The organism is Agrobacterium tumefaciens (assembly GCF_005221325.1).
GTDB lineage: Bacteria > Pseudomonadota > Alphaproteobacteria > Rhizobiales > Rhizobiaceae > Agrobacterium.
In genome coordinates this window covers 230,902-252,501 of record NZ_CP039889.1, presented here as the reverse complement: position 1 = coordinate 252,501, position 21,600 = coordinate 230,902, and the positions used below count along the sequence as shown (strand labels likewise).

General features: G+C 59.3%; 19 protein-coding genes and 1 pseudogene. 13 read left to right on the top strand and 7 right to left on the bottom strand.

Annotated elements, in window-relative coordinates; genetic code table 11:
• Nucleotides 1–102 precede the first annotated feature (102 nt).
• The 5 genes and pseudogenes from CFBP5499_RS30060 to CFBP5499_RS16080 all read left to right on the top strand — a co-directional run.
• Entirely contained in the window at nucleotides 103–279 is a 177-nt protein-coding gene (locus CFBP5499_RS30060; protein ID WP_158523299.1) for a hypothetical protein, read from the top strand.
• Complete coding sequence (locus CFBP5499_RS16095) at nucleotides 224–595, top strand: 3TM-type holin (protein ID WP_080829890.1); 372 nt, start codon at nucleotides 224–226, stop codon at nucleotides 593–595. Before CFBP5499_RS30060 ends, CFBP5499_RS16095 begins: the two co-directional genes overlap by 56 nt.
• Entirely contained in the window at nucleotides 595–783 is a 189-nt protein-coding gene (locus tag CFBP5499_RS16090; protein WP_080829891.1) for a hypothetical protein, read from the top strand. The genes CFBP5499_RS16095 and CFBP5499_RS16090 overlap by 1 nt, the downstream gene beginning before the upstream one ends.
• A complete protein-coding gene (locus CFBP5499_RS16085) occupies nucleotides 780–1,091 on the top strand; it encodes a hypothetical protein (RefSeq protein ID WP_080829892.1) in 312 nt (103 codons plus the stop codon). Before CFBP5499_RS16090 ends, CFBP5499_RS16085 begins: the two co-directional genes overlap by 4 nt.
• Before the next feature lie 359 nt (nucleotides 1,092–1,450).
• A pseudogene (locus CFBP5499_RS16080) lies at nucleotides 1,451–1,862 on the top strand (IS66 family transposase); the annotation flags it as partial.
• A 114-nt stretch (nucleotides 1,863–1,976) separates the two neighbouring features.
• Here CFBP5499_RS16080 and glmS read toward each other — a convergent pair.
• From glmS to CFBP5499_RS16040, 7 genes are all read right to left on the bottom strand, one after another.
• A complete protein-coding gene (gene glmS, locus CFBP5499_RS16075; RefSeq protein ID WP_080829894.1) occupies nucleotides 1,977–3,803 on the bottom strand; it encodes a glutamine--fructose-6-phosphate transaminase (isomerizing) in 1,827 nt (608 codons plus the stop codon).
• Between the two features lie 204 nt (nucleotides 3,804–4,007).
• Complete coding sequence (gene glmU, locus CFBP5499_RS16065; protein ID WP_137066341.1) at nucleotides 4,008–5,369, bottom strand: bifunctional UDP-N-acetylglucosamine diphosphorylase/glucosamine-1-phosphate N-acetyltransferase GlmU; 1,362 nt, start codon at nucleotides 5,367–5,369, stop codon at nucleotides 4,008–4,010.
• Nucleotides 5,370–5,937: 568 nt separating this feature from the next.
• Nucleotides 5,938–8,004, bottom strand: coding sequence for an ATP-dependent helicase (locus tag CFBP5499_RS16060; protein ID WP_080829895.1), 2,067 nt, complete (start codon nucleotides 8,002–8,004; stop codon nucleotides 5,938–5,940).
• 297 nt (nucleotides 8,005–8,301) lie between these two features.
• Entirely contained in the window at nucleotides 8,302–9,039 is a 738-nt protein-coding gene (locus CFBP5499_RS16055) for an ABC transporter ATP-binding protein (protein WP_080829896.1), read from the bottom strand.
• Complete coding sequence (locus CFBP5499_RS16050) at nucleotides 9,036–9,881, bottom strand: ABC transporter ATP-binding protein (RefSeq protein ID WP_080829897.1); 846 nt, start codon at nucleotides 9,879–9,881, stop codon at nucleotides 9,036–9,038. Before CFBP5499_RS16050 ends, CFBP5499_RS16055 begins: the two co-directional genes overlap by 4 nt.
• Nucleotides 9,868–10,767, bottom strand: coding sequence for an ABC transporter permease (locus CFBP5499_RS16045; RefSeq protein WP_080829898.1), 900 nt, complete (start codon nucleotides 10,765–10,767; stop codon nucleotides 9,868–9,870). Before CFBP5499_RS16045 ends, CFBP5499_RS16050 begins: the two co-directional genes overlap by 14 nt.
• On the bottom strand, nucleotides 10,764–11,792 hold the full coding sequence (locus tag CFBP5499_RS16040; protein ID WP_080829899.1) for an ABC transporter permease: 1,029 nt from the start codon (nucleotides 11,790–11,792) through the stop codon (nucleotides 10,764–10,766). The genes CFBP5499_RS16045 and CFBP5499_RS16040 overlap by 4 nt, the downstream gene beginning before the upstream one ends.
• A gap of 206 nt (nucleotides 11,793–11,998) precedes the next feature.
• On the opposite strand from CFBP5499_RS16040, the gene CFBP5499_RS16035 reads away from it, so the two are divergent.
• From CFBP5499_RS16035 to CFBP5499_RS16000, 8 genes are all read left to right on the top strand, one after another.
• Entirely contained in the window at nucleotides 11,999–12,712 is a 714-nt protein-coding gene (locus CFBP5499_RS16035) for a FadR/GntR family transcriptional regulator (RefSeq protein ID WP_080829900.1), read from the top strand.
• 67 nt (nucleotides 12,713–12,779) lie between these two features.
• Nucleotides 12,780–13,760, top strand: coding sequence for a mannonate dehydratase (locus tag CFBP5499_RS16030; protein ID WP_080829901.1), 981 nt, complete (start codon nucleotides 12,780–12,782; stop codon nucleotides 13,758–13,760).
• A gap of 126 nt (nucleotides 13,761–13,886) precedes the next feature.
• Nucleotides 13,887–15,425: an ABC transporter substrate-binding protein gene (locus CFBP5499_RS16025; protein ID WP_371507033.1), complete on the top strand. Its 1,539-nt coding sequence runs from the start codon at nucleotides 13,887–13,889 to the stop codon at nucleotides 15,423–15,425.
• 285 nt (nucleotides 15,426–15,710) lie between these two features.
• Nucleotides 15,711–16,814 (top strand): hypothetical protein, encoded by a 1,104-nt coding sequence (locus CFBP5499_RS16020; protein ID WP_130932585.1) that lies wholly within the window; start codon nucleotides 15,711–15,713, stop codon nucleotides 16,812–16,814.
• A gap of 188 nt (nucleotides 16,815–17,002) precedes the next feature.
• Nucleotides 17,003–19,342 carry a bifunctional diguanylate cyclase/phosphodiesterase gene (locus CFBP5499_RS16015; RefSeq protein ID WP_080829903.1) on the top strand — a complete coding sequence of 780 codons (2,340 nt, stop codon included), beginning with the start codon at nucleotides 17,003–17,005 and terminating at the stop codon, nucleotides 19,340–19,342.
• A 204-nt stretch (nucleotides 19,343–19,546) separates the two neighbouring features.
• Nucleotides 19,547–20,440: an SDR family oxidoreductase gene (locus CFBP5499_RS16010; RefSeq protein WP_080829904.1), complete on the top strand. Its 894-nt coding sequence runs from the start codon at nucleotides 19,547–19,549 to the stop codon at nucleotides 20,438–20,440.
• A 42-nt stretch (nucleotides 20,441–20,482) separates the two neighbouring features.
• Complete coding sequence (locus CFBP5499_RS16005; protein ID WP_080829905.1) at nucleotides 20,483–20,770, top strand: hypothetical protein; 288 nt, start codon at nucleotides 20,483–20,485, stop codon at nucleotides 20,768–20,770.
• A complete protein-coding gene (locus tag CFBP5499_RS16000) occupies nucleotides 20,767–21,600 on the top strand; it encodes a Ku protein (protein WP_080829906.1) in 834 nt (277 codons plus the stop codon). The genes CFBP5499_RS16005 and CFBP5499_RS16000 overlap by 4 nt, the downstream gene beginning before the upstream one ends.

Genomic DNA, 21,600 nt, shown 5'->3' with positions numbered 1-21,600 from the left:
GGACATCGAAGCCAAGGGTGTTGCAATGGCGCTCGCCGCCATGGGCGTCGCCAAGCATCGCGCTGCGAACGCCCGGGCGGAAGCATATAAAGAGGTGGCCGCATGAGCGCCCTTGCTTCAATCCCGATCGACGCAGCCGTCCGACTCGGTCCATCGACCGTCAAAACGATCCTTGAAAAGCAGGTTGGTGGTGTTGCCGGCGAGATCGGCGGCAGCGTCATCTATGCCATCGCCGGCGCTACCAGACGCGCAGATCGACGCCGCCGTCAGGCATGTTGAGACAATCGCGCCGGAGCTGATCCTCGCCGAAGTCGAACAGCAGAAAGAGGCAAACCGGCCCATGCTGGCCGAGATGAACAAGGACACTTCTTTCGGCTGGCTATGGCGTCCGGCAGGCATGTGGCCGACGCTGGCTTGCATCTCCTGGTATGTCGCCGTCAGGCCGTTGCTGAATGCCGCGCTGTGGTCGTTCGGGACGGCAGTGCAAATCGAAATCGGCCTCAATATGCCGACATTCCTCACAATTTTCATGACCTACGCCGACCTCTACATGGGCGGGAACACGGTCATCTGCGCAGTTAAGAAAGAAGGCTGATGACTGCTCTGAAACAGGTGGAGGGCGCGTGGCGGCGCCTCGGTTCTATGATCAACACCGGCTTGATATTGACAGCAGCACTTGTCGCGATTTGGCAAGGGGGCAGTTATGTTGAGCGCGTGGAGAACGACATCAAGTCGAACTCTGCGGATATCACTCGCGTGGAAAGAGAGCAGTTCAGGAAATGACCGTTCATGAAGACCTGCACAAGAACCGTCTAGCCGAAGTAAAGGCTGTCGAGGTGCGTGCCGATGAGCGGCTGAAAAGCATTGAGACTGATGTTCGCAAGCTCAACGGTATCACCGACAACCTAAACTATCGTCTCACCAGCAACAAGCAAGCGACAAGCGGGATCACAGAGGCGGTGAAGGAAATCCAGAAATCCTTCTCCCTTCAGTCAGGCGATTTGCAGGAGATCAATCTTGGACAGGATAGAGAAGGGGCAGCGCCAGTGATCCGGGCGCGCCAGATCGCAAGGTCCCGTGGTCGAAAATGAAGCCGGCGGGTGCGCGGATCACAAATCATCTCCGCTACGACGGCGGCATTACGATACCAACTATCGCCGCGGGTGCCGAGGGAACGGCAACCATCAGCGTTGCAGGTGCAGCCATCGGCGATCACGTTGTGTTCAACCCGAACGAGTCGCTTGCCAGCAATATTGGCATCATGGCGGTTCGGGTTTCTGCGGCGGATACTGTGTCCGTGCCGTTAGAAACTTTGGCGGCGGCAGCTTTACTTCGGTGCCGATGGCCTGCATTGCGCTGGTCACGCGTTCAGCGTGACGCGTTCCCTTGAAAAACCGGGAACGGGTGGCAATTGAGGAACGCGGCTCAACGATTTCAAAGGGCGACCCAAATTTACCGTGAGGCCCAGATCATGAGCCGTCAGGGTATCGATCTCGACCGATCAACGCTGGGTGACTGGGTCGGCCGAGCATCTTTCGAATTGCGTCCCGTCTTCGATGCGTCGATCGCCAACCTGAAGCGCTCGACCAAGTTGTTCATGGACGAGACCCGTGCTCCGGTTCTCGATCGCGGCTCGCGTAAGACCAAGACCGGATAGTTCTGGGCGCTGGCGCGGGATGATCGTCCATGGGGCGGCGGTGCTCCGTCCGGCCGCCTTGACCTACGCTCCCGGGCGCGGTGGCATTCATGCCGAGCGGATACTGCAGGGCTTCTCAGGCATCCTGCAGGTGGATGGATATGCTGGATACAACAGGCTGATCGCGCCAGACCGCGTCTGTGCGGACACCAGGCTTGCCTATTGTTAGGCCCAGGCCCCTAGCGCAAAGCGAAAAGGACGGATTTTGCGATTGAGAGGAACCATCGAAACTTAATTGTCCTAGCGCCTACTTCAGCTGACACCCCAATATCAAAAATGATCATTCCACCGTTACCGATTTTGCCAGATTGCGCGGCTGGTCGACATCCGACCCCATGAAGACGGCGGTGTGATAGGCGAGCAGCTGGATCGGCAGCGAGAAGACCATCGGCGCTATAAGCCCGTCGACATTGGGCAGCGTGATCGTCGCCATGGTGTCGAGCTTGGAGGCTGCTGCCCCCTTCTCATCGGTGATGAAGATGATGCGGCCGCCGCGCGCTGCGACTTCCTGCATGTTCGATATGGTCTTTTCGAAGAAGCGGTCGTGAGGCGCAATGACGATAACAGGCATGTTCTCGTCGATCAGCGCGATCGGCCCGTGCTTCAGCTCGCCGGCGGCATAACCTTCGGCGTGGATATAGGAAATTTCCTTGAGCTTCAGCGCACCTTCCAGCGCCAGCGGGAAGCTGGTGCCGCGGCCGAGATAAAGCACGTCCTTGAAGCGCGACAGATCGCGCGACAAAGCCTCGATCTGCGGCTGGATGATGTTCAGCACCTTGCTCATGATGCGCGGCATCTCGATCAGATGCTGCACCAGTTGCTTTTCCTCACCCGGTTTCAGCGTGCCGCGCGCCTTGCCCGCGGCAACGGCAAGCGAAGCGAGCACGGCAAGCTGGCAGGTGAAGGCCTTGGTGGAGGCGACCCCGATTTCCGGACCGGCGAGGATCGGAAAGATCGCATCCGATTCACGCGCCATGGTCGATTCGCGGGTATTGACCACCGCGCCGATCTTCAGCCCCTCCTGCTGGCAATAACGCAGGGCCGCCAGCGTATCGGCGGTTTCGCCCGATTGCGAAATGAACAGCGCCGCCTGCGTGGGGACGAGCGGGATCTCGCGGTAACGGAATTCCGAGGCGACATCGATTTCCACTGGCAGGCGGGCATAACGCTCGAACCAGTATTTGCCGATCAGGCCGGAAAGATAGGCCGTACCGCAGGCGGAAATGGCAAGGCCGGAAAGCTTGGCGAAATCGATCGCCTTGTCGGCATCCTTCACGGTCTTGGTGGAGAAATCCACGTAATGGCTGAGCGCATGGGAAATCACTTCCGGCTGCTCGTAGATTTCCTTTTCCATGAAGTGGCGATGATTGCCCTTGTCGACCACAAAGGCCGTCGCCTGCGAGATCTGCCGCTCGCGCTTTACCGGTTTGCCGGAGAAATCGATGATTTCCGCACCTTGCCGGGTGACGATGGCGCAGTCGCCATCCACCAGATAGGTGATCTCATTGGTGAAGGGCGACAGCGCGATGGCATCCGACCCCAGGAACATTTCTCCGCGGCCGTAACCGACGGCAAGCGGCGGGCCGGAACGGGCCGAAAGCAGCGTGTCGGGATCATCCTTAAACATGACGACCAGCGCATAGGCGCCGGTAACGCGGTTCAGCATCTTCAGCATCGCTTCGCGATGGCCAAGCCCTTCGCTGGTATATTTCGCCAGAAGCTGCGCCACCACTTCGGTGTCGGTCTGGGTGGTGAAGGTAGCGCCCTCGGCGGTCAGCTCCTCGCGCAGCTCGGCAAAGTTCTCGATGATGCCGTTGTGAACGACGGCAACGCCCTCAACGAAATGCGGATGGGCATTGGTCTCGTTCGGCACGCCATGCGTCGCCCAGCGTGTATGCGCAATGCCGACGACACCCGGCAGCGGCTTTTCCGAAACCAGCTTTTCCAGATTGAACAGCTTGCCTTCGGCCCGGCGGCGATCCATCGCGCCATTGTCGATGGTGGCGACACCCGCCGAATCGTAACCGCGATATTCGAGACGCTTCAGCGCATCGACAAGCCGTTCAGCAACGGGCTGGGTTCCGACAATTCCGACAATTCCGCACATATATATCTCCAGACGGCGATCTCTTCGCCGAAACTTCCAGAGTATTTCCGCCTTTCCCTGAAATGCGAAAATACTCCCCTTTTTTGTTCTGACGCTTTTCCGGACGTAAAACCGCTGCGCAGTTTTGCTGGAAATGCTTTAACCGTTTCCGTGAAATCGGCAATTATGCCGCCGGTCACTTTCGGTATCGCTCGGTAACGTCCCTCAGGACGATTTTTTCGTGGCTTCCTTAAGCGCTTTCGCCCGCTCGCGCACAATGGTTGCACGGCCCGGCTTGACCTCCTGGCGCGCGCGCCCGAAAGCCAGCGCATCGGCGGGCACATCATCGGTAATGACGCTGCCGGAGGCGATATAGGCCCCCTCACCGATCGTCACCGGCGCAACCAGCGAAGAGTTGGACCCCACGAAGCTGTTCGCACCGATCCGCGTTTCGGCCTTGTTATAACCATCGTAATTGCAGGTAATAGTGCCAGCACCGATATTGCTGCCCGCGCCGATGAAGGCATCACCGATATAGGTCAGATGATTGACCTTGGCGCCTTCGCCGATTTCAGCCTTCTTGACCTCGCAGAAATTGCCGACCTTGGCATTGGCATGCAGGTTCGCACCCGGCCGCAGCCGCGCATAAGGACCAACGGTCGCACCCTTAGCGACGTAAGCGCCTTCGAGATGCGAGAAGGCATGGATCACTGCACCCGGCTCGATTGTCACGCCGGGTCCGAAGACGACATTTGGTTCGATCAGCGCATCCTGCCCGATATTGGTATCGAAGGACAGGAACACGGTCTCAGGCGCGATCATCGATACACCATCCACCATCAATTCATGGCGGCGGCGCTCCTGCCAGAGCTTTTCGATAAAGGCCAGTTCGGCGCGGTTGTTGCAGCCGACCAGTTCATTTTCCGGCGCATCGATGGCAACCGCACGGCGGCCGAGCGAGCGGGCTATCTCGACGATGTCGGTCAGATAATATTCGCCCTTCACATTGCTGTTGCCGATCCGGCCGAGCAGATCGAGCGCATTGCGGCCATTGACCGCCATCAGACCGCTGTTGCACCAGGTCACCTTGCGCTCTTCGTCGGTAGCGTCCTTTTCCTCACGGATCGCTACCAGCTCGCCATTCTCGACCAGAAGCCGGCCATAACCCGTGGGTCGCTCGGTGTGAAAACCGATCACGGCAACGTCGGCACCGGCCGCAATCGCCTCACGCGCCCGGTCGAGCGTTGCGGAAGTGATGAGCGGCACGTCGCCATAAGCGACGATCAGGTCGTCAAAACCACGCTCGATGGCGGCGCGGGCGGCGAGAACCGCGTGACCGGTGCCCTTGCGTTCCGTCTGAAGGAAGGCTTCGACCTCAAGGCCCGGCAGGCTCGCGGCCGCAGCGACATTATCGGCATCGCGCCCGACGACAAGCGCCACCGTGCCGACACCCGATCCAGCCACCGCCTGCACCACATGCGTGATCATCGGACGCCCGGCGACCGGATGCAGCACCTTGGATTTCGACGATTTCATGCGCGTGCTGTCGCCCGCTGCGAGAATAACGGCTAGAGAGCTGCGCTCCATAAGACCTCCAACACCTGCCACCCGCCGCAGGGCGGATGGGACAAGGGCATATGTTTGATCAAGCATTTTCAACGCCAGCGGAAAAGACGGTTGTCCACTGGATTTTTGTCAACATTAAAACCTCCTCATTTCGTAACTATTCTTGACCGCAATCATTATGAGATACCCGCTCAGTCTCTGGAGCAAAACAAGTAACATCGGTCAGACGCGTGGTCCTATGCCGTAGCGCCTTGGGCACGCAGCGTGAACGAGAGGGACCTAATGGAGCCAAGTTGAAATTTCGTCAATTTTCGGGGGAGACGCAGATGCCTTTCATGAAGCAATTTTATCGGCGCGATTGGGGGCAGGAGCAATAGTGCGGCTAATTATAGTTCAGTTACTCGGCACTGGCGAAGCAGATTACGGGTTGCCAGCAGCGCATTTCGGAGCGTTACCTAGTTTTTCAGCAATTCTTGGGCCGCATGCATGCGGCGACCTTGCCGACCAATGGAAAAACCAAGTCCAGAGCCACCTTATTCAGAGGTCATCATGACTTCGGCGCTAAAAGGGGAAGGCGATCGACTGAAGTTTATTTCCACATGGCGCGCATGCGCGCACCCACATCGATCCGAATCTGCTGCGCGCTGCGTTCCGAAGCAGCGGCTGAAACCAACGGCCACGTTGCCGTCTCGAAGAATTGCAGCAATGTCGCCGGTATGAAGCGGGTTCTTGCGGCATAAACATGACGGTCGCCCTGCTGGTTCTGGCCACCGGTGAAGAAGCGTTGCGGGGTGATCAGCGACAGGTTGTCCTTGGCGCGAGTCATGGCGACGTAAAGCAGGCGGCGTTCTTCCTCCAGTTCCTGGCTGGTGCCGACCCCGAGGTCGGAGGGTATGCAGCCATCGACCACGTTCAGGATGAAGACGGACCGCCATTCCTGGCCCTTGGCCGAATGGATGGTCGAGAGGCTGAGATAATCCTCGTCCAGAAGCGGCACGCCGGCCTGGTCGCTGGTGGCGTCGGGCGGGTCAAGTGTCAGCTCGGTCAGAAAACGCTCGCGTGAAGGATAGCCGCCGGCGATTTGCTCGAGTTGCTGCAGATCGGCCTTGCGGGTGTCGGCATCCTCATGGATACGTTCGAGATGGGGCTCGTACCACAGGCGTGCCAGGCCGATTTCGCCTGGCCAGCCGTTTTGGCTCCGCCTCAGGCCCAGCAGCAATTGTGTGAAAGCCGTCCAGTCGTCACCGGTTTTCGGCGGCGGTGGAATTTCGGCAAGGGCAAGCAGCGGCTCCGGGTCCGGGGCGATCGTATCGAGGATATTGCCGGCTTTCTTTGGCCCGATGCCGGGCAGCATCTGTAGCAGCCGGAAACCGGCGACGCGGTCGCGCGGGTTCTGTGCGAAACGCAGCAAGGCCAGCATGTCTTTCACATGGGCACTGTCGAGGAATTTCAGGCCGCCGAATTTGACGAAGGGGATATTGCGGCGGGTGAGCTCGACCTCGAGCGGGCCGCTATGGCTGGAGGTGCGGAACAGCACGGCCTGCTGTTTCAGCGTCGTGCCGGTTTCGCGATTGGCGAGGATCTGGTCGATGATGAAATTCGCCTGTTCGGTTTCATCCTTCACCGTCACGAGCTTAGGTCGCTCGAGAGACTGCCGCTCGGTCCACAGGTTCTTGGTAAAACGTTCCCGCGCCAGATCGATGACGCCATTGGCGGCGGCCAGAATCGGTTGCGTCGAACGATAGTTGCGATCCAGCGTGATGATATCGGCCGCCGGGCTGAAACATGCCGGAAAATCGAGGATGTTGCGCACCGTCGCGGCCCGGAAGGAATAGATCGACTGCGCGTCGTCGCCCACCACGGTCAGGCCGCGGCCACCGGGTTTCATCGCCATCAGCACGGATGCCTGCAGCCGGTTGGTATCCTGATATTCATCCACCATTACATGGTCGAAACGGTTGCCAATATCATCAGCCAGAATGGGATCGCTGACCATCTGCGCCCAGTAGAGCAGGAGATCGTCGTAATCGAGCACGTTCTGGATCTGCTTGGCCTCGACATAGGCTGCAAACAGCTCCCTCAGTTCGCTTTCCCAGTCGGAGACCCATGGATAATGCTGGCGGAGGATGTCTTTTAACGGCGTCTGGGAATTCACGACGCGCGAATAGATCGCAAGGCATGTCCCCTTCGTCGGAAAGCGGCTTTCTGTTTTGGAGAAACCGAGTTCGTGCCGGACAAGGTTCATCAGGTCGGCGCTGTCTTCGCGGTCGTGGATAGTGAAATCGATATTGAGCCCGATCTGCTCGGCGTAGATGCGCAACAGGCGTGCACCAATGCCGTGAAACGTGCCGGACCACGCCAGGGCATCGGTCATGATTGCCGAATTTGCCCCGATAACCTGCTTGCAGATCCGCTCGACACGCCGTGACATTTCGGAGGCAGCCCGTCGCGAAAACGTCATCAGCAGGATGCGGCGGGGATCGGCGCCATTCACGATCAGATGGGCGACGCGGTGGGCGAGCGTGTTGGTCTTACCGGAACCGGCGCCCGCAATTATCAAGAGCGGACCGGCCGTCTCTCCAGCTGCCAGGCCGACGCCGTATTCCACCGCCTTGCGTTGCTGCTCGTTCAACTTGTCCAGATAGGCAATCGCCATCCTCGCATTCCCCAATATTCAGGCATCCATGAGGGTCGCCTCAGAAATTGCCACGGCGGTGTCGGTCCACCGGTCGCATCGTTGTTGCGATGATTAGCAAAGACTCACTTATGAAGCTAGAACAAATGCTGAACGCATGACCTCTGCCGTTTTTGCCCGACTACGACCTGGTATCATGCTCTATGCCGCCTGCGTTTCGGCAGAAATAATGATCGTCGAATCCTTAGGGAGAATGGAGACCAGCCGAACTGATCGGGATGCGTGCGGCCTCCTGAGGCCGCATCGCCTCTGCTGCTTTCACAGGAAGCTGCTCTCGAACAACTCAGCAGAGTAGGGCGCATGGGTCACGCCAGCTTCAAGGTCCGCCTTGGTCAACTCATCGACAAAATTTCCGTTCTGCATCACGAGAACCCGGTCGCACATATGGGCGATGACCGCGAGATCGTGGCTGACGAGAACGAAGGTCAGGTCGCGTTCTTCGCGCTGGTCGGCGAGCAGGTTCAGGACTTCCGCCTGAATGGAGACGTCGAGTGCCGATGTCGGTTCGTCGAGCAGCAGGATCGGCGGCTCAAGGATCAATGCGCGGGCGATTGCCACGCGCTGGCGCTGGCCGCCCGAGAGTTCGTGCGGAAACCGTTCGGCGAAATGTGCGGGCAGGCCGACCTGCTGGAGGGCAGCGGGCACTTTCGACCAGCCGTCGCCGAGACCCATGGCGCGGATCGGCTCGGCCAGCGCCCGGCCGATGCGATGACGCGGATGCAGCGAACCGTAGGGATCCTGGAATACCATTTGCGCCAGTTTCAGCTCGTCGCGGCTGCGCAGCTTGCCGACCGGCTTGCCGTCGAAGCTGATCGATCCGGTCCAGCCGGCTTCCAGCCCCGCCAATGAGCGCAGCAAAGTCGACTTCCCGCAACCGCTTTCGCCGACGATGCCGAGTGTTTCGCCTTTATTGACCTTTAGGCTGACGCCGCGCACGACGTGGTTTTGGTGTTCCTTCGCGCCGTAGACGACATCAAGCTTGTCCACCGTGATCATCGCAGCACCTCCGCGTCGATTGCCTGACGGTCCAGCACCTTGAGGCGCCGGACGGGATTGCGGGGATCGGGCATCGCCGCGATGAGGCCGCGCGTATAGGGATGCTGCGCCTCTTCAAGCTTCGTCAGCGTCTCCACCACGCGCCCGCCATACATGACCAGAACGCGCTCGCAGAAGGCTGCGACCATGCGGATGTCGTGGCTGATGAGGATCAGGCCGGCATCGTTCTCGCGCACCATCTCGTCCAGCAGCAGCAAGACATCCTTGCGCACGCTGACATCGAGAGCCGAGGTCGGCTCGTCGGCGATGACAAGCTTCGGTTTTGCCAGCAGCATCATGGCGATCATGACGCGCTGCCCCATACCGCCCGAAATCTGATGCGGGTAGAGCCCCATCACCCGGTCGGGGTCACTGATGCGGACGCGCAGCAGCATGTTGCGTGCAGCGTCTCTGGCCGCCGCACCTTTAAGCGCCAGATGCAGTTCTGCCGCCTCCGCGACCTGTTTTCCGATCGGCAGCACCGGGTTCAGCGAGTAACGCGGATCCTGCATGATCAGCGCCATCTCACTGCCACGGACAGCGCCCATCTGACGCTCGGATTTTTCGAGTAGTGGTTCAGACAGGAAATCCATGCGCTCGGCAGTCACCGTGGCGCTTTTTGGCAGAAGCCGCATGGCGGCCCGGCCGGTCGTTGATTTGCCTGAGCCGGACTCACCGACGATGCCGACCCTTTCGCGGCCGACGTCGAAACTGACATTGGAGACGGCCGGAATGGCGTTACGGCCGAACCGGACATTGAGGTTGCGGACCGAGAGGATGGGAGAGCTATCAGGAGCGGGCATGGCGCGGATCCAGGAGGTCGCGCAGCGTATCGCCGGCGATGTTGAAGGCAAGGCTCGTCAGCAGGATGGCGATGCCGGGCATGACGGCGACCCACCAGTAGTCGAGCATGAATTTGCGGCCGCTCGAGATCATCGCGCCCCATTCTGGCAGCGGCGGTTGCGCGCCGAGACCGAGGAAGCCGAGCGAAGCGGCGGTCAGGATGATGCCGGCCATGTTCAGCGTCAGTCGCACGATGACGGAGGGAATGCACATGGGTGCAATGTATAAAAACAGGATGCGCAGCGGCGAGGCGCCATAAAGACGGGCGGCGGCGACGTAATCGGTATTGCGAACGACCAGGGCTTCCGCGCGGGCAAGGCGCGCAATCGGCGGCCAGGCCGTCAGCGAGATGGCGATGATCGCGGTTCCGAGACCGGCACCCATGGCGGCCGCAAAGGCAAGGGCCAGAACGAGTGACGGGAAGGACAGCACGATATCGGTGGCACGCATCAGGATCGCATCGGTGCGCCCGCCGAAGAAACCGGCCATGACGCCGATGGCAAGGCCGATCGGACCGACGATGATCGAGACCGACAGCACGGTCTGGATGGTGATGCGGGTGCCATAAACGAGCCGGCTGAAAATATCACGCCCGAATTCGTCGGTGCCGGCCAGATGCGCCCAGCTCGGAGGCTGAAGCGCGTTTTCGAGAACCTGGCTGGCCGGGTCATAGGGGGCGATCAGCGGCGCAAAAATGGCGACCAGAACCAGAATGGCGAGAATCGCGAAGCCGAACATGCCAAGCGGCTCGTCGGCGAGCTTGCGCAGCGTGCGCCCCGTGGTGGTTGACAGGCGGGAGAGGGCGCTGCGGCGAGGAACGGGATTGGTGTGGGTGATGTCGGTCATCGTGCGACCTCCCGTGTCCGCGGATCGAGCGTTGTATAGGCCAGATCGGCAAGGAAATTGAGCAGCATGAAGATGAAGCCGATGACGATTGTGGCCGCAAGGATGGCATTCATGTCACCGATGAGCAGCGCGTTCGTCATATATTGGCCGATACCAGGCCAGGAAAAGACGATCTCGGTGACGACGGCGCCTTCCAGCAGGTTGCCATAGGAGATTGCGAGAACGGTAATCAGCTGCACGGCGATGTTGGGAAGCACATGCCGGGTTATCGTTCGCGCCGGGCTGACGCCCTTGGCCCTTGCCGCGATCACATAGTCCTGGCTGAGCTGTTCAAGCGTGAAAGCGCGGGTCATGCGGGTAATATAGGCCATTGCCATATAGGCCAGAATGATGGCAGGCAGGATGATGTGCGACAGCGCGTTCCAGAAGATTTCCGTCTCGCCCGCAAGCAGGCTGTCGACAAGCATCAGCCCCGTTTTCGGCTCGACGAGACCCTCGTAGAAGACATCGACGCGACCGGGTCCGCCGACGAGATTGAAGTTGGCGTAGAAAATCACCAGGCCGACGATGCCGAACCAGAAGACCGGTATCGAATGTCCGACCAGCGCAAAGACACGCGCGAACTTGTCGATGAACGTATCCCGGAAGAGGGCGGCTGCAAGGCCGAGCGGAACGCCGATGATGGTGGATATGATGATGGCGAGCGTGGCGAGCTCGAAGGTGGCCGGGAAGGCCTGTGCCAGATCGCGGGTCACCGGGTTCCCGGTCAGGATCGCAATGCCGAAATCGCCATGGAGCAGGCCACGCAGATAAATGAAGAACTGCTGGTAGAGCGGCAGATCGAGACCAAGCCGCGTCCTCATGGCCTCATAGGCTTTGGGATCGGCAAGCTCGCCGACGATCGCGCCGACCGGATCGGTCGGCATGACGCGGCCGATGATGAAGGTGATGCAGAGCAGAATGAAGAGGCTGACGAGCAGTTGCAGGAAACGATGCCCGAGCCCACGCAGGGAAATTTCCGTCATTGCTGACCGCACTTTCCTGCAGGAAGACCCTCAGTGACGGAAAACGCAAACGCCGCTCGCCGCAGACGCGCAATTCTCCACTGCAAAAACTCTTGATGGTACTTCATCCCAACTCCTCCCTGAGCTAACATGAAAACATATGACGTGCTGCCATGTCATCATATGAGTAACGAAGGGATTCGTATTCTGCAAGAGGGAAGAGTGGCATGATTGGCGATAAGGCGAGGCCGCGGGAGAGGCGGGCACAACAGATCATCGATAATCTCAGCGCAGAAATTCGCAGTGGAAAACTGAAAAATGGTGACCAGTTGCCCACTGAACCGCAGCTTGAACGGACCTATGGCGTGAGCCGGACGGTGGTTCGAGAGGCGATCGCCGATCTTCGGTCTGCGGGTTATGTCGTTCCCATCCAGGGCAAGGGTGTTTTCGTTAGTAGTGCCAGTGAATGGACCGGTGTGAAGCTAACGCAATCGGAAGTCGGCACGATTGCCGAAACGCTGGAAATGCTGGAATTCCGGCTTGCGACGGAAGGCGAAGCAGCAGCGATCGCCGCTTATCGCCGGACGGCCCAGCAAGAGGCTGCAATCTCTGCGGCGCATAGGAAAATGGCCCGCGCCATCGACGCCTGTGAAACCACTGTCGATGCCGACTACGAGTTCCATTCCGCCATCGCGATTGCCACGAATAACCGCTTTTATCTTGAGGCTCTTCGCCAGTTCGGTTCCCGCTCTATTCCGCGCGGGCAATTTCCGACGCTGCCGGAAACCGGCAATGCGAATTATCTGCGTAAGGTGCAGGCAGAGCATGAAGCTATCCTGCGGGCCATCGTAGAGCAGGACCCCGAGGCGGCACGAAAAGCCATGCGTGAACATATGCTCGCAAGCCAGCGGCGATACAGGTTGCTCTCAGAAGCGCAATAGCATCTCGACACTCATCTTATTTCATGCGATGTCATATGATGACTTGCATGGAGAGAGGAGAGAATCGATGTATGTCGGCACACAGGTTGCTGCGCGCGATGATGAGGATTTCAAGGTTTGGGCGCAGCTTGGCGTCAAAAACATAAGCGCTGACCCGCCCGGAAAACCCGCTAGCTGGGTTCTGGATGACTTCGAGCGTCTGCGCGACAAGGTAGAAAGCTTCGGCCTCGTTCTGGACATGGTGCAATTGCCGCTGCCGTCCCGTCCCATCGAACAGGCATCATATCCGGATATCCTACTGGCGGGGCCGGATCGCGACCGGCAGATTGACGCCGTCTGCACAATGATTGAAAGCATTGCCCGCGCCGGTATCCCTGCGGCGAAATATAACCTCAACCTCATCGGCATTCCCCGCACCGAGATGGAACGCGGACGTGGTGGCTCGCTCAATGAGGCATGGCGCTGGGACAAGGCGGACCACGATGCGGCGCCGGGTCTCGCCGGCATACTGTCCGAAGACGAGAACTGGGAACGGATCGACTATTTCCTGGAGCGCGTCGTGCCGGTTGCCGCAAGCAACAAGGTGCGCCTCGCCTGCCACCCGCATGATCCTTACACGCCGCCGGGCTACAAGGGCGTCACCCGTGTGCTTGGCACCGTCGAGGGGCTGAAGAAGTTCGTGCAGATGCGCGAAAATCCCTATCATGGGCTGAATTTCTGCCAGGGCTCCATCGGCGAGATGCTCGACAATCCACGCGAGGAGATCGATGACATCATCCGCTGGTTCGGCAGCCGCGACAAGATTTTCAACGTCCATTTCCGCAATATCAGCGGCGGTAAGCTGTCCTTCATGGAAACTTTCCCCGATGAAGGCGATATGGATATGGTGCGCTCGCTGAAACTCTATCACGAGCTCGGCTATCGCTACATGATCATGCCCGACCATGTGCCGACGATCGCCGGCCGCGATCCTGTCGGTGTCGCTTTCGGTTTTTGTTACGGCTACATCGCAGCGCTGATCGAAGCGCTTGATAACAAACATCTCTGACTTTTTCGGGCCGGCGGCGCTTTGCAGTGCCGCCGGCCTTTTTCCATCTTGAATGACCGATCTGTAGGAGGAGCAGGTATGAGAAAATCTTTGATCCGTCTCGCATTCACAACGGCTTTGGGCGCGATGCTGATGCAGGCGTCCCCAGTTTTCGCCAAAACACCGAACGACCAGCTCATTGTCGCAACGTCGCTGGCGCAGGTGCTGTCACTCGACCCGCATCAGGCCACCGAAGCAAAAGCCAACGAAATCATGGCCAATCTCTATGACCGGCTGATTTCCGTCGACAGCTCGGGCAAGGTTTCCCCGCAGCTCGCCGAGCGTTGGGAGACGGACGAGAAGGGCATCACCTTCCATCTGCGCGAAGCGAAATTTGCTTCCGGCAACCCGGTGACGTCGGCTGATGTCGTATATTCGTTCAGCCGCCTGTTGAAGATGAACCAGGCGGCTGCCGCGAACCTCAAGCGCGTCGGCTACAACGCCGATAATGTCGACAAGCTGGTAACCGCCCCGGATGAAAAGACGGTACGAATTGGCCTTTCGGGGGAGACGACCTCTGAACTGCTGCTCTATCGCCTCGCCATGGTCATCGCCAGCGTCGTTGATAGCAAGGAGCTCAAGTCGCATGAAGTCGATGGCGATTGGGGCAATGGATGGCTCAGAACCAATTCCGCCGGCTCCGGGCCGTTCACGCTCAATCGCTGGGCGCCGAATGAGATCATCATTCTGGAGGCGAACAAGGATTATGTGGCTGGCAGCCCGAAAATGCGCCGCGTCATCGTGCGGCATGTGCCGGAAAGCCAGGTCGAGCGCCTGATGCTGGACCGTGGTGACATCGACATCGCCAGCGCGCTGACGGCGGCCGATCTCGCCACCTTCAACAATAAGGAAGGCTTTCAGATCCAGCGCGTGCCGACGGGCGGTTTCTACGTCCTGTCCATGAATGCCGGCAAGGAGCCCCTGTCGAATCCGAAGGTTCGTGAAGCGATTGCCTATGGTATCGATTACAAGGGGATGGAGAAAACCATCATGGGTCCTTACGGCCGGGCGCGGACCGTGCCGGTGCCGGAGAACTTTGAATATGCCATCCCGAGCCCGGACTGGAAACTTGATGTTCCCAAGGCAAAGGAGCTCCTCAAGGAGGCCGGTTACGAAAACGGCTTCACGCTCAATCTGAAGACGATTGCGCAGACGCCGCGCATCGACCTTGCCACTGCCATACAGGCCTCGCTCAGTCAGATCGGTATCAAGGTCAATATTCAGCAGGGCAATGGCTCCGATGTGATCGCAGCGCATCGTGCCCGCGATTTCGATCTGCTCATCCCGCAGACCGGCGCTTATATGCCCAATGTGCTCGGATCGATGGAGCAGTTTTCCAGCAACCCCGACAATTCGCTTGCCGCCAACAATGCCGGCAATTTCGTCTGGCGCTCTGCCTGGGACATCCCGGAACTGACGGCGCTCACGGCCAAGGCTTCGCTGGAGCCGGATGCCAAGAAGCGGGGAGAAATCTATACGCAGATGCAGGAAATGTTCGTCGCGCAGAAACCGGCAGTCCTGCCGCTTTTCGAACGATACGAGCCGATCGTGCTGAATGCGCGCGTGAAGAATTATGTCGGGCATCCAAGCCAGACGACCCGCCTGGAAAACGTGACGAAGGAATAATGGGACAGGCAAATGCTTCCCAGAAATAAAAGACGGGCGGTTTTACCGCCCGTTTTTTATTTCAGTTTGTCTGGCAGCTCGGGGGTGACAGCGGCTCTTTGGCTTGGACCTCCAACCACGAGTTCGCGTGTATTTGCCCCAAAAACGCAATTATCGCGATTGTTCCGTGAATTTTTGGGGTTTTCTCCACGCCTCCATCGGACTAGACCCGGCTCTTACCATTCCTTCCACCGGGTGCGAGCTGCAGGCTTCGCCCGCCACTCTCTCGCAGATGCGTTGATGACCATGAACCTTTCCCAGATAAAACTTCCCTCACGCCCGCTCAGCCTCAAGCGCGGCGTCATTTCGGTGCCGGGCGTCTATTATTTTTCCATTCCGGTGCTTGTGGCGATCCTCGCCGTTATGCTTGTCGCCGAAGGGCCGGGCATTTTGCGCGATTATCAGATTAGCAAGGACCCGCTGGAGATCGAAAACGGCGATATCAGCGGCAGCTGCAAGACACGCAAGGCGATCTTCACGACCTGTGAGGCGGATCTCTCCTACGATCATGGCGGCGTCAGCTACAAGAAGGACGTCGAGGTGATGTTCGTCGATTTTCATTCCGGTGACTACGAAACCGGACTGGTCATTTCCGCCAGGAACCCGGAGCTCGCAACCATTTCGCTGGGCCTCGACATGCTCTGGAACCGCATCATCACGCTTGGCGTGTTCGTTGCCCTGCTTGGTTTCGGCAGTCTCGCGATGTTGTTCACGCTTATCCGTGTGCTACGGGTTCGCCTGCAGCTGCGGCATGCAGCACCTTTGACCGTCATCCCGGTTGCACTGACGGCGGTGGCCGAAAAACGCAGCCGTCTTTTTGTCACCTATGCCGATACAGTGAGGGACGACAAGACCAAGCGGCAATCCTTCTCCCATCTGGAGCGGGGGCGCATTCCCGTTGTCGTCGGCCACACCGGCAAACACGATGTGGCGCTGGCGGTCCTGCATGGCAACAGCGCGCTGCCGGTTCTCATCGATGATCAGCTGGAGCGGATCGACCTTACGGACCAGGAGAGGGCGGAGGCTCTCGCTTCGCTTGCCCCGCTGCTTGCCAATGAGACACAGGCGGGGGCCGCGGCCCAGGGCGCGGCGATAAAGAAAGGACCGGGTCTCCTGCGCAGACTGGGAACGTTCATTGCCATCCTGGCCGTCATCATTGTCGCGGTCTTCGGTTACTGGCTGTGGTATGTCACCAGCTCTCCGTCGCAATTCAATTCACCCGGAATGGACATCAACAACATGTTGCCGGCGGCACTCAATGAGTGGGGTTGTGCGCGTCTGCAGGAACGTTTCTCCGACGGCCCGGCGCCTTTCGGATGCACCGCGGCCGATTATCGAAGCTGGAAGTGAAGCCTCGGGCCACCATTTTCTTCGGGCGGGTTTGCCAAAAGTGTTACAGCTTGGCACGCTGGCCCGAACACTTTTTACTGCGCGAAAAAATATTGATACAATTATCAGTAGTTGCATTAGAGATTTATAAATAAAGCACTCCCATAGTGCCACCGTGGGCGGTTCTTCAGAGGCTGGGAGAGTGCATCATGTTCACGGTTTTGGAATGCGTTGCCATACAGCACGACCACGCGGTCGTTCTTCTTGCAGCTGTTATCTGCTTGCTTGGCATGTTTGCTTTTTTTCACCTTCTGTTGCGCGCGGAGGAAAGTCCGGCGGGTCGCAAACCCTATTGGGTGCTGGTTGCGGCCTTTGCTGCGGGACTGAGCGTCTGGGCCACCCATTTCGTTGCCATGCTGGCCTATAAGGGCGCAGTTCCGATTGGTTACGACTTCTTTTTTACGGCTCTTTCGGCCCTTCTGGCCGTTCTCGGTTTCTGGCTGGCGCTCAAGACCCGCTCGCAGGTCATTTACAAGCCGGTCATCGTCGGAACGCTGGTCACCCTGTCGGTTGCCGTCATGCATTTCGTCGGAATGGCGGGCATGGATGTCGCGGCCACGATCAGCTATCGGTGGGGCCCGGTTCTCGGTGGTTTTGCCGTTGCTTGGGTGGCTTTTGTTCTGGCCTTTTTCCTTTTCCATCGTCCAGGCTCATGGAAGCGCATCGCAGCGCCGGCCGGAGCGGCGATCTTCGGCATCTGCGCGCTGCATTTCACCACCATGTCGGCCACGGTACTCACGCCGGATCCATCCGTCTCCGGGCCTGATCCCGACAATGTCGCCAGGCTGATCATGATCTGCGCCATTTCCGGCGTCACCTTCCTGATCCTTTCCTCCACCGCCGTCGCCGCTCTGGTGGATCGATACCTTGTCGATCTCAAGGGGCTGGTGGATGCGACGCTGGACGGCCTTGCCGTCGTCCGTGACGGGCGGATCGTGGAGCTGAACACCCGTTTTGCCGGCCTTCTTGGCCGGGATGAAGCAACGCTTGTCGGACAGAACCCCGATGATCTTTTCAAGGCCATCGATGGTCAGCCCACCTATCTGCCGCGTCCTGCGCCAGTGGAGGCGATCCGCGAGCGGGGCGGGCAGGCGCAGGTCTTCGAACTCGGCGTACGCACGATCGAATATCGCGGCCGCCCCTGCGAGGTGATGGCCATTCGCGACCTGACGGAAAAGCGGGAAGCGCAGCGCGAAATCGAATATCTCGCGCGCCATGATGTCCTGACTGGCCTCTCCAACCGCACCATGTTCCAGACCCGTCTTCACCAGCAGATCGACAATTGCGGTGAAGAGGACGAATTTGCGCTGCTGGCGCTCGATCTCGACCGGTTCAAGGCGGTCAACGACATATTCGGCCACGCCGAAGGCGACCGCGTCTTGAAAAAAGTCGCCGCCATTCTCGATGAATGTGCAAGGGCAGGCGATGTGGTCGCCCGTCTTGGCGGCGATGAATTCGTCATATTGACGACCCGGCATACCAAGGCGGACGAAGCGCGCCTGCTGGCCGAGACGATCCTTGGCATGTTCGGCCTGAAGATGAATGTCGCCAGCGACCCGACCGCCGTCGGCGTCAGCATCGGCATTGCCGTGTTCCCGCGGGACGGGCAGGACCATGAAAGTATCATGCATGCCGCCGATCTTGCGCTTTACCGCGCAAAGATGGGTGGGCGCGGTATCCTTGCCTTCTACGATCCCTTGATGGACCAGGAAGCCCGCGAGCGCCGCCAGCTCGAAACCGATTTGCGGCTTGCCATCAACCGGGACGAGCTGCTGTTGAACTATCAGCCGGTCCTGTCAGTCGAATGCGGTCAGGTCGTCGGTTACGAGGCGCTGGTGCGCTGGCAGCACCCGACAAGGGGCGTGGTCCCGCCGGATGTCTTCATTCCGATTGCGGAAGAGAGCGGGATCATCATCTCGCTCGGCGAATGGGTGCTGCGCGAGGCCTGCCGTCAGGCAAGCACCTGGGCGCCACATCTGAAGATCGCGGTGAATGTCTCGCCCTTGCAGTTTTCGCTGGCCAATCTCGGCCATGTGGTCTGCACCGTCCTGATGCAGACCGGGCTTTCGCCGAACCGGCTGGAGCTGGAGATCACCGAGGCAGCGCTTCTCAAAGACCGCAAGGCGACGTTGGTTATCCTCAACCAGCTGAAGGCGCTCGGCGTTGCCATCGTCATGGATGATTTCGGCACGGGCTATTCTTCACTCAGTAACCTGCAGAGCTTCCCCTTCGACAAGATAAAGATCGACCGCAGCTTCATCGCCGCCATGAGCGAGGATGACAATGCCCGCGCCATCGTGCGCGCGGTGATCGGCCTTGGCCGCAGCCTCGATCTGCCGGTGACGGCGGAAGGGATCGAAACGGACGCTCAATACCGCATGGTCGTCGATGAGGGTTGCGCCCAGGCGCAGGGTTATCTTTTCGGAAAGCCGGATGTGGCCCCGGCTCCTGCCGAAAGCACCGCCAAGCGGAAGAAACACTCCGTGTAGTGAAAGATGCGACGGCGCAGGGTGCCGTCGCCCTTCCTTTCCCATATTCGATGGAACGAGAGCGAAGGCAGATCGTTAGGGTTGCGTGTGGTGCGTCCACGCTGCGGTAGCCTCATGGGCACCGAAGATCAGCCTGACCGGGCGGTATGATGCCCGTGTTATGGACGCGCCACGGATGGACCTCTATCGATGGGAGATATCGTGATGACAGACCGCCTCGAGCCACAGGATCCGCGCAGCCAGTATCCGCGCCCGCCGTTTTCGACCCCCACCCAGGAAATGCCGGGTCTGGTGACGAATATGACGCCTTTCCCTGATCATGGTGAAAAGAGCTACAAGGGCGCTGGCAAGCTTGCCGGGCGGAAAGCGCTGATTACCGGCGGCGATTCCGGCATCGGCCGCGCGGTCGCTATCGCTTTTGCCCGGGAAGGGGCCGATGTCGCGATATCCTATCTGCCGGAAGAAGAATCGGACGCCGAGGAGGTCGTGGCGCTGATCGAGGCGGAAGGCCGCGTGGCGGTGGCACTGCCTGGCGATATTACCCATGAGGCTTGGTGCCGCGAACTGGTCGAGAAAGCCGTCAGCGATCTCAACGGGCTGGATATTCTGGTCGTCAACGCCGCAAGGCAGCAATATCGCGAAGACATCGAAGAACTCTCGACCGATGATTTCGACCGCACCATGAAGACCAATCTTTATGCGTTGCACTGGATTGCGCAGGCGGCTGTTCCCTATCTGAAGCCGGGTTCGTCTGTTATCACCACCGCCTCCATCCAGGCCTATGAACCATCGGCCATCCTTCTCGATTACGCCACGACCAAAGCCGGTATCGTCGCTTATACCAAGGCCCTCGCAAAGCAGCTGATCGAAAAGGGCGTGCGCGCCAATGCGGTGGCGCCCGGTCCGTTCTGGACGGTTCTTCAGCCGAGCGGCGGCCAGCCGGATGAGAAGGTGAAGAATTTCGGCAAGGACAGCGATTTCGGCCGCCCGGGACAGCCGGTGGAACTGGCGCCCGTTTATGTGCTGCTGGCCTCGCAGGACGCAAGCTTCATCAACGGCGAGGTCTATGGCGTGACCGGCGGCAGGGGCATTGCCTGAGGCGGCTTCCGCCATCGCCGGGCGGGCTTTGAGGGTTTCGACATGAAACAACAGTCAGAACGTTCAGACAAAGGCCTGAAAAGCTTCGATGTCCGCGACCGGCTGATATTGGCGCTCTATGCGCAATTGAAAGCGGAACGGCAGACGCGCGAAGCCATGGAATGGGTCATTCGCAATGGCGGGCTGTCGCCGGAAGTGCTGGAGGCCATGGCCTCCGATCCGGTGCCGGTTCTGGCAGAAGAGGATGTACCGGCGATCGAGCGAATTCTCGCCGGTGGCCGGCCCGGTGAAGCCTTATTCCGTCACGGTGGCGAGGGGCGACAATCATGAACCGTCGGGCGAGCTGGAAAGGGCATCTGTCGTTTGCCGATTTCAACTGTGAAATCGGCCTTTATTCCGCGATGACCTCGGCGGAGAAGATTTCGTTCAATATCGTCAACCGCAAGACGGGCCACCGCGTTGAACGGCAATATGTCGATAGCGATACGGGCGAGCCAGTGCTTCGCGACGATCAGGTCAAGGGATATGAACTCGACAATGGCGACCACATCGTCATTGAGGGTGACGAGATCGCAAAGCTGATGCCTGATAGTGACAAGGTCATCCACGTCAAACATTTTCTGCCCTGTGACGAGATCGACAAGCTCTATTTCGACAAGTCCTATTATCTCGCGCCGACCGGGGAGGGTGGCGAAGAGGCGCTGACGCTTCTTGCCAAGGCGATGGACGACGAGAATGTCGTAGCACTCGGCGAAGCCGTGCTTTTCCGCCGCAACCGTATTCTGCTGATCCGACCGAGTGGCAAGGCGCTTGTCGCGACCACACTGAATTTCAGCTACGAGGTTCGCTCGGAGACATCCGTCTTCAAGTCGATCCCCGATATCGAATTCGATGATGAAATGCTGGAACTTGCCGGCCACATCATCGAAAAAAGGGCGGGTACATTCGAACCGGCCGACTATAGCGACCGGTATAATGATGCGCTGGCGGAACTGGTGAAAGCCAAGATCGAAGGCCGGGAAATCGCCAAACCGCCTCAGCGCAAGGAGGACAATATCATCGATCTCAAGGAGGCCCTGCGCCGCAGTGTCGGTGCCGGAGCAGGCAGCGGGAAAAAGGCCACGGCGGCAGGCCGTAAGGCCTCGCGGAAAGCGAGCTGA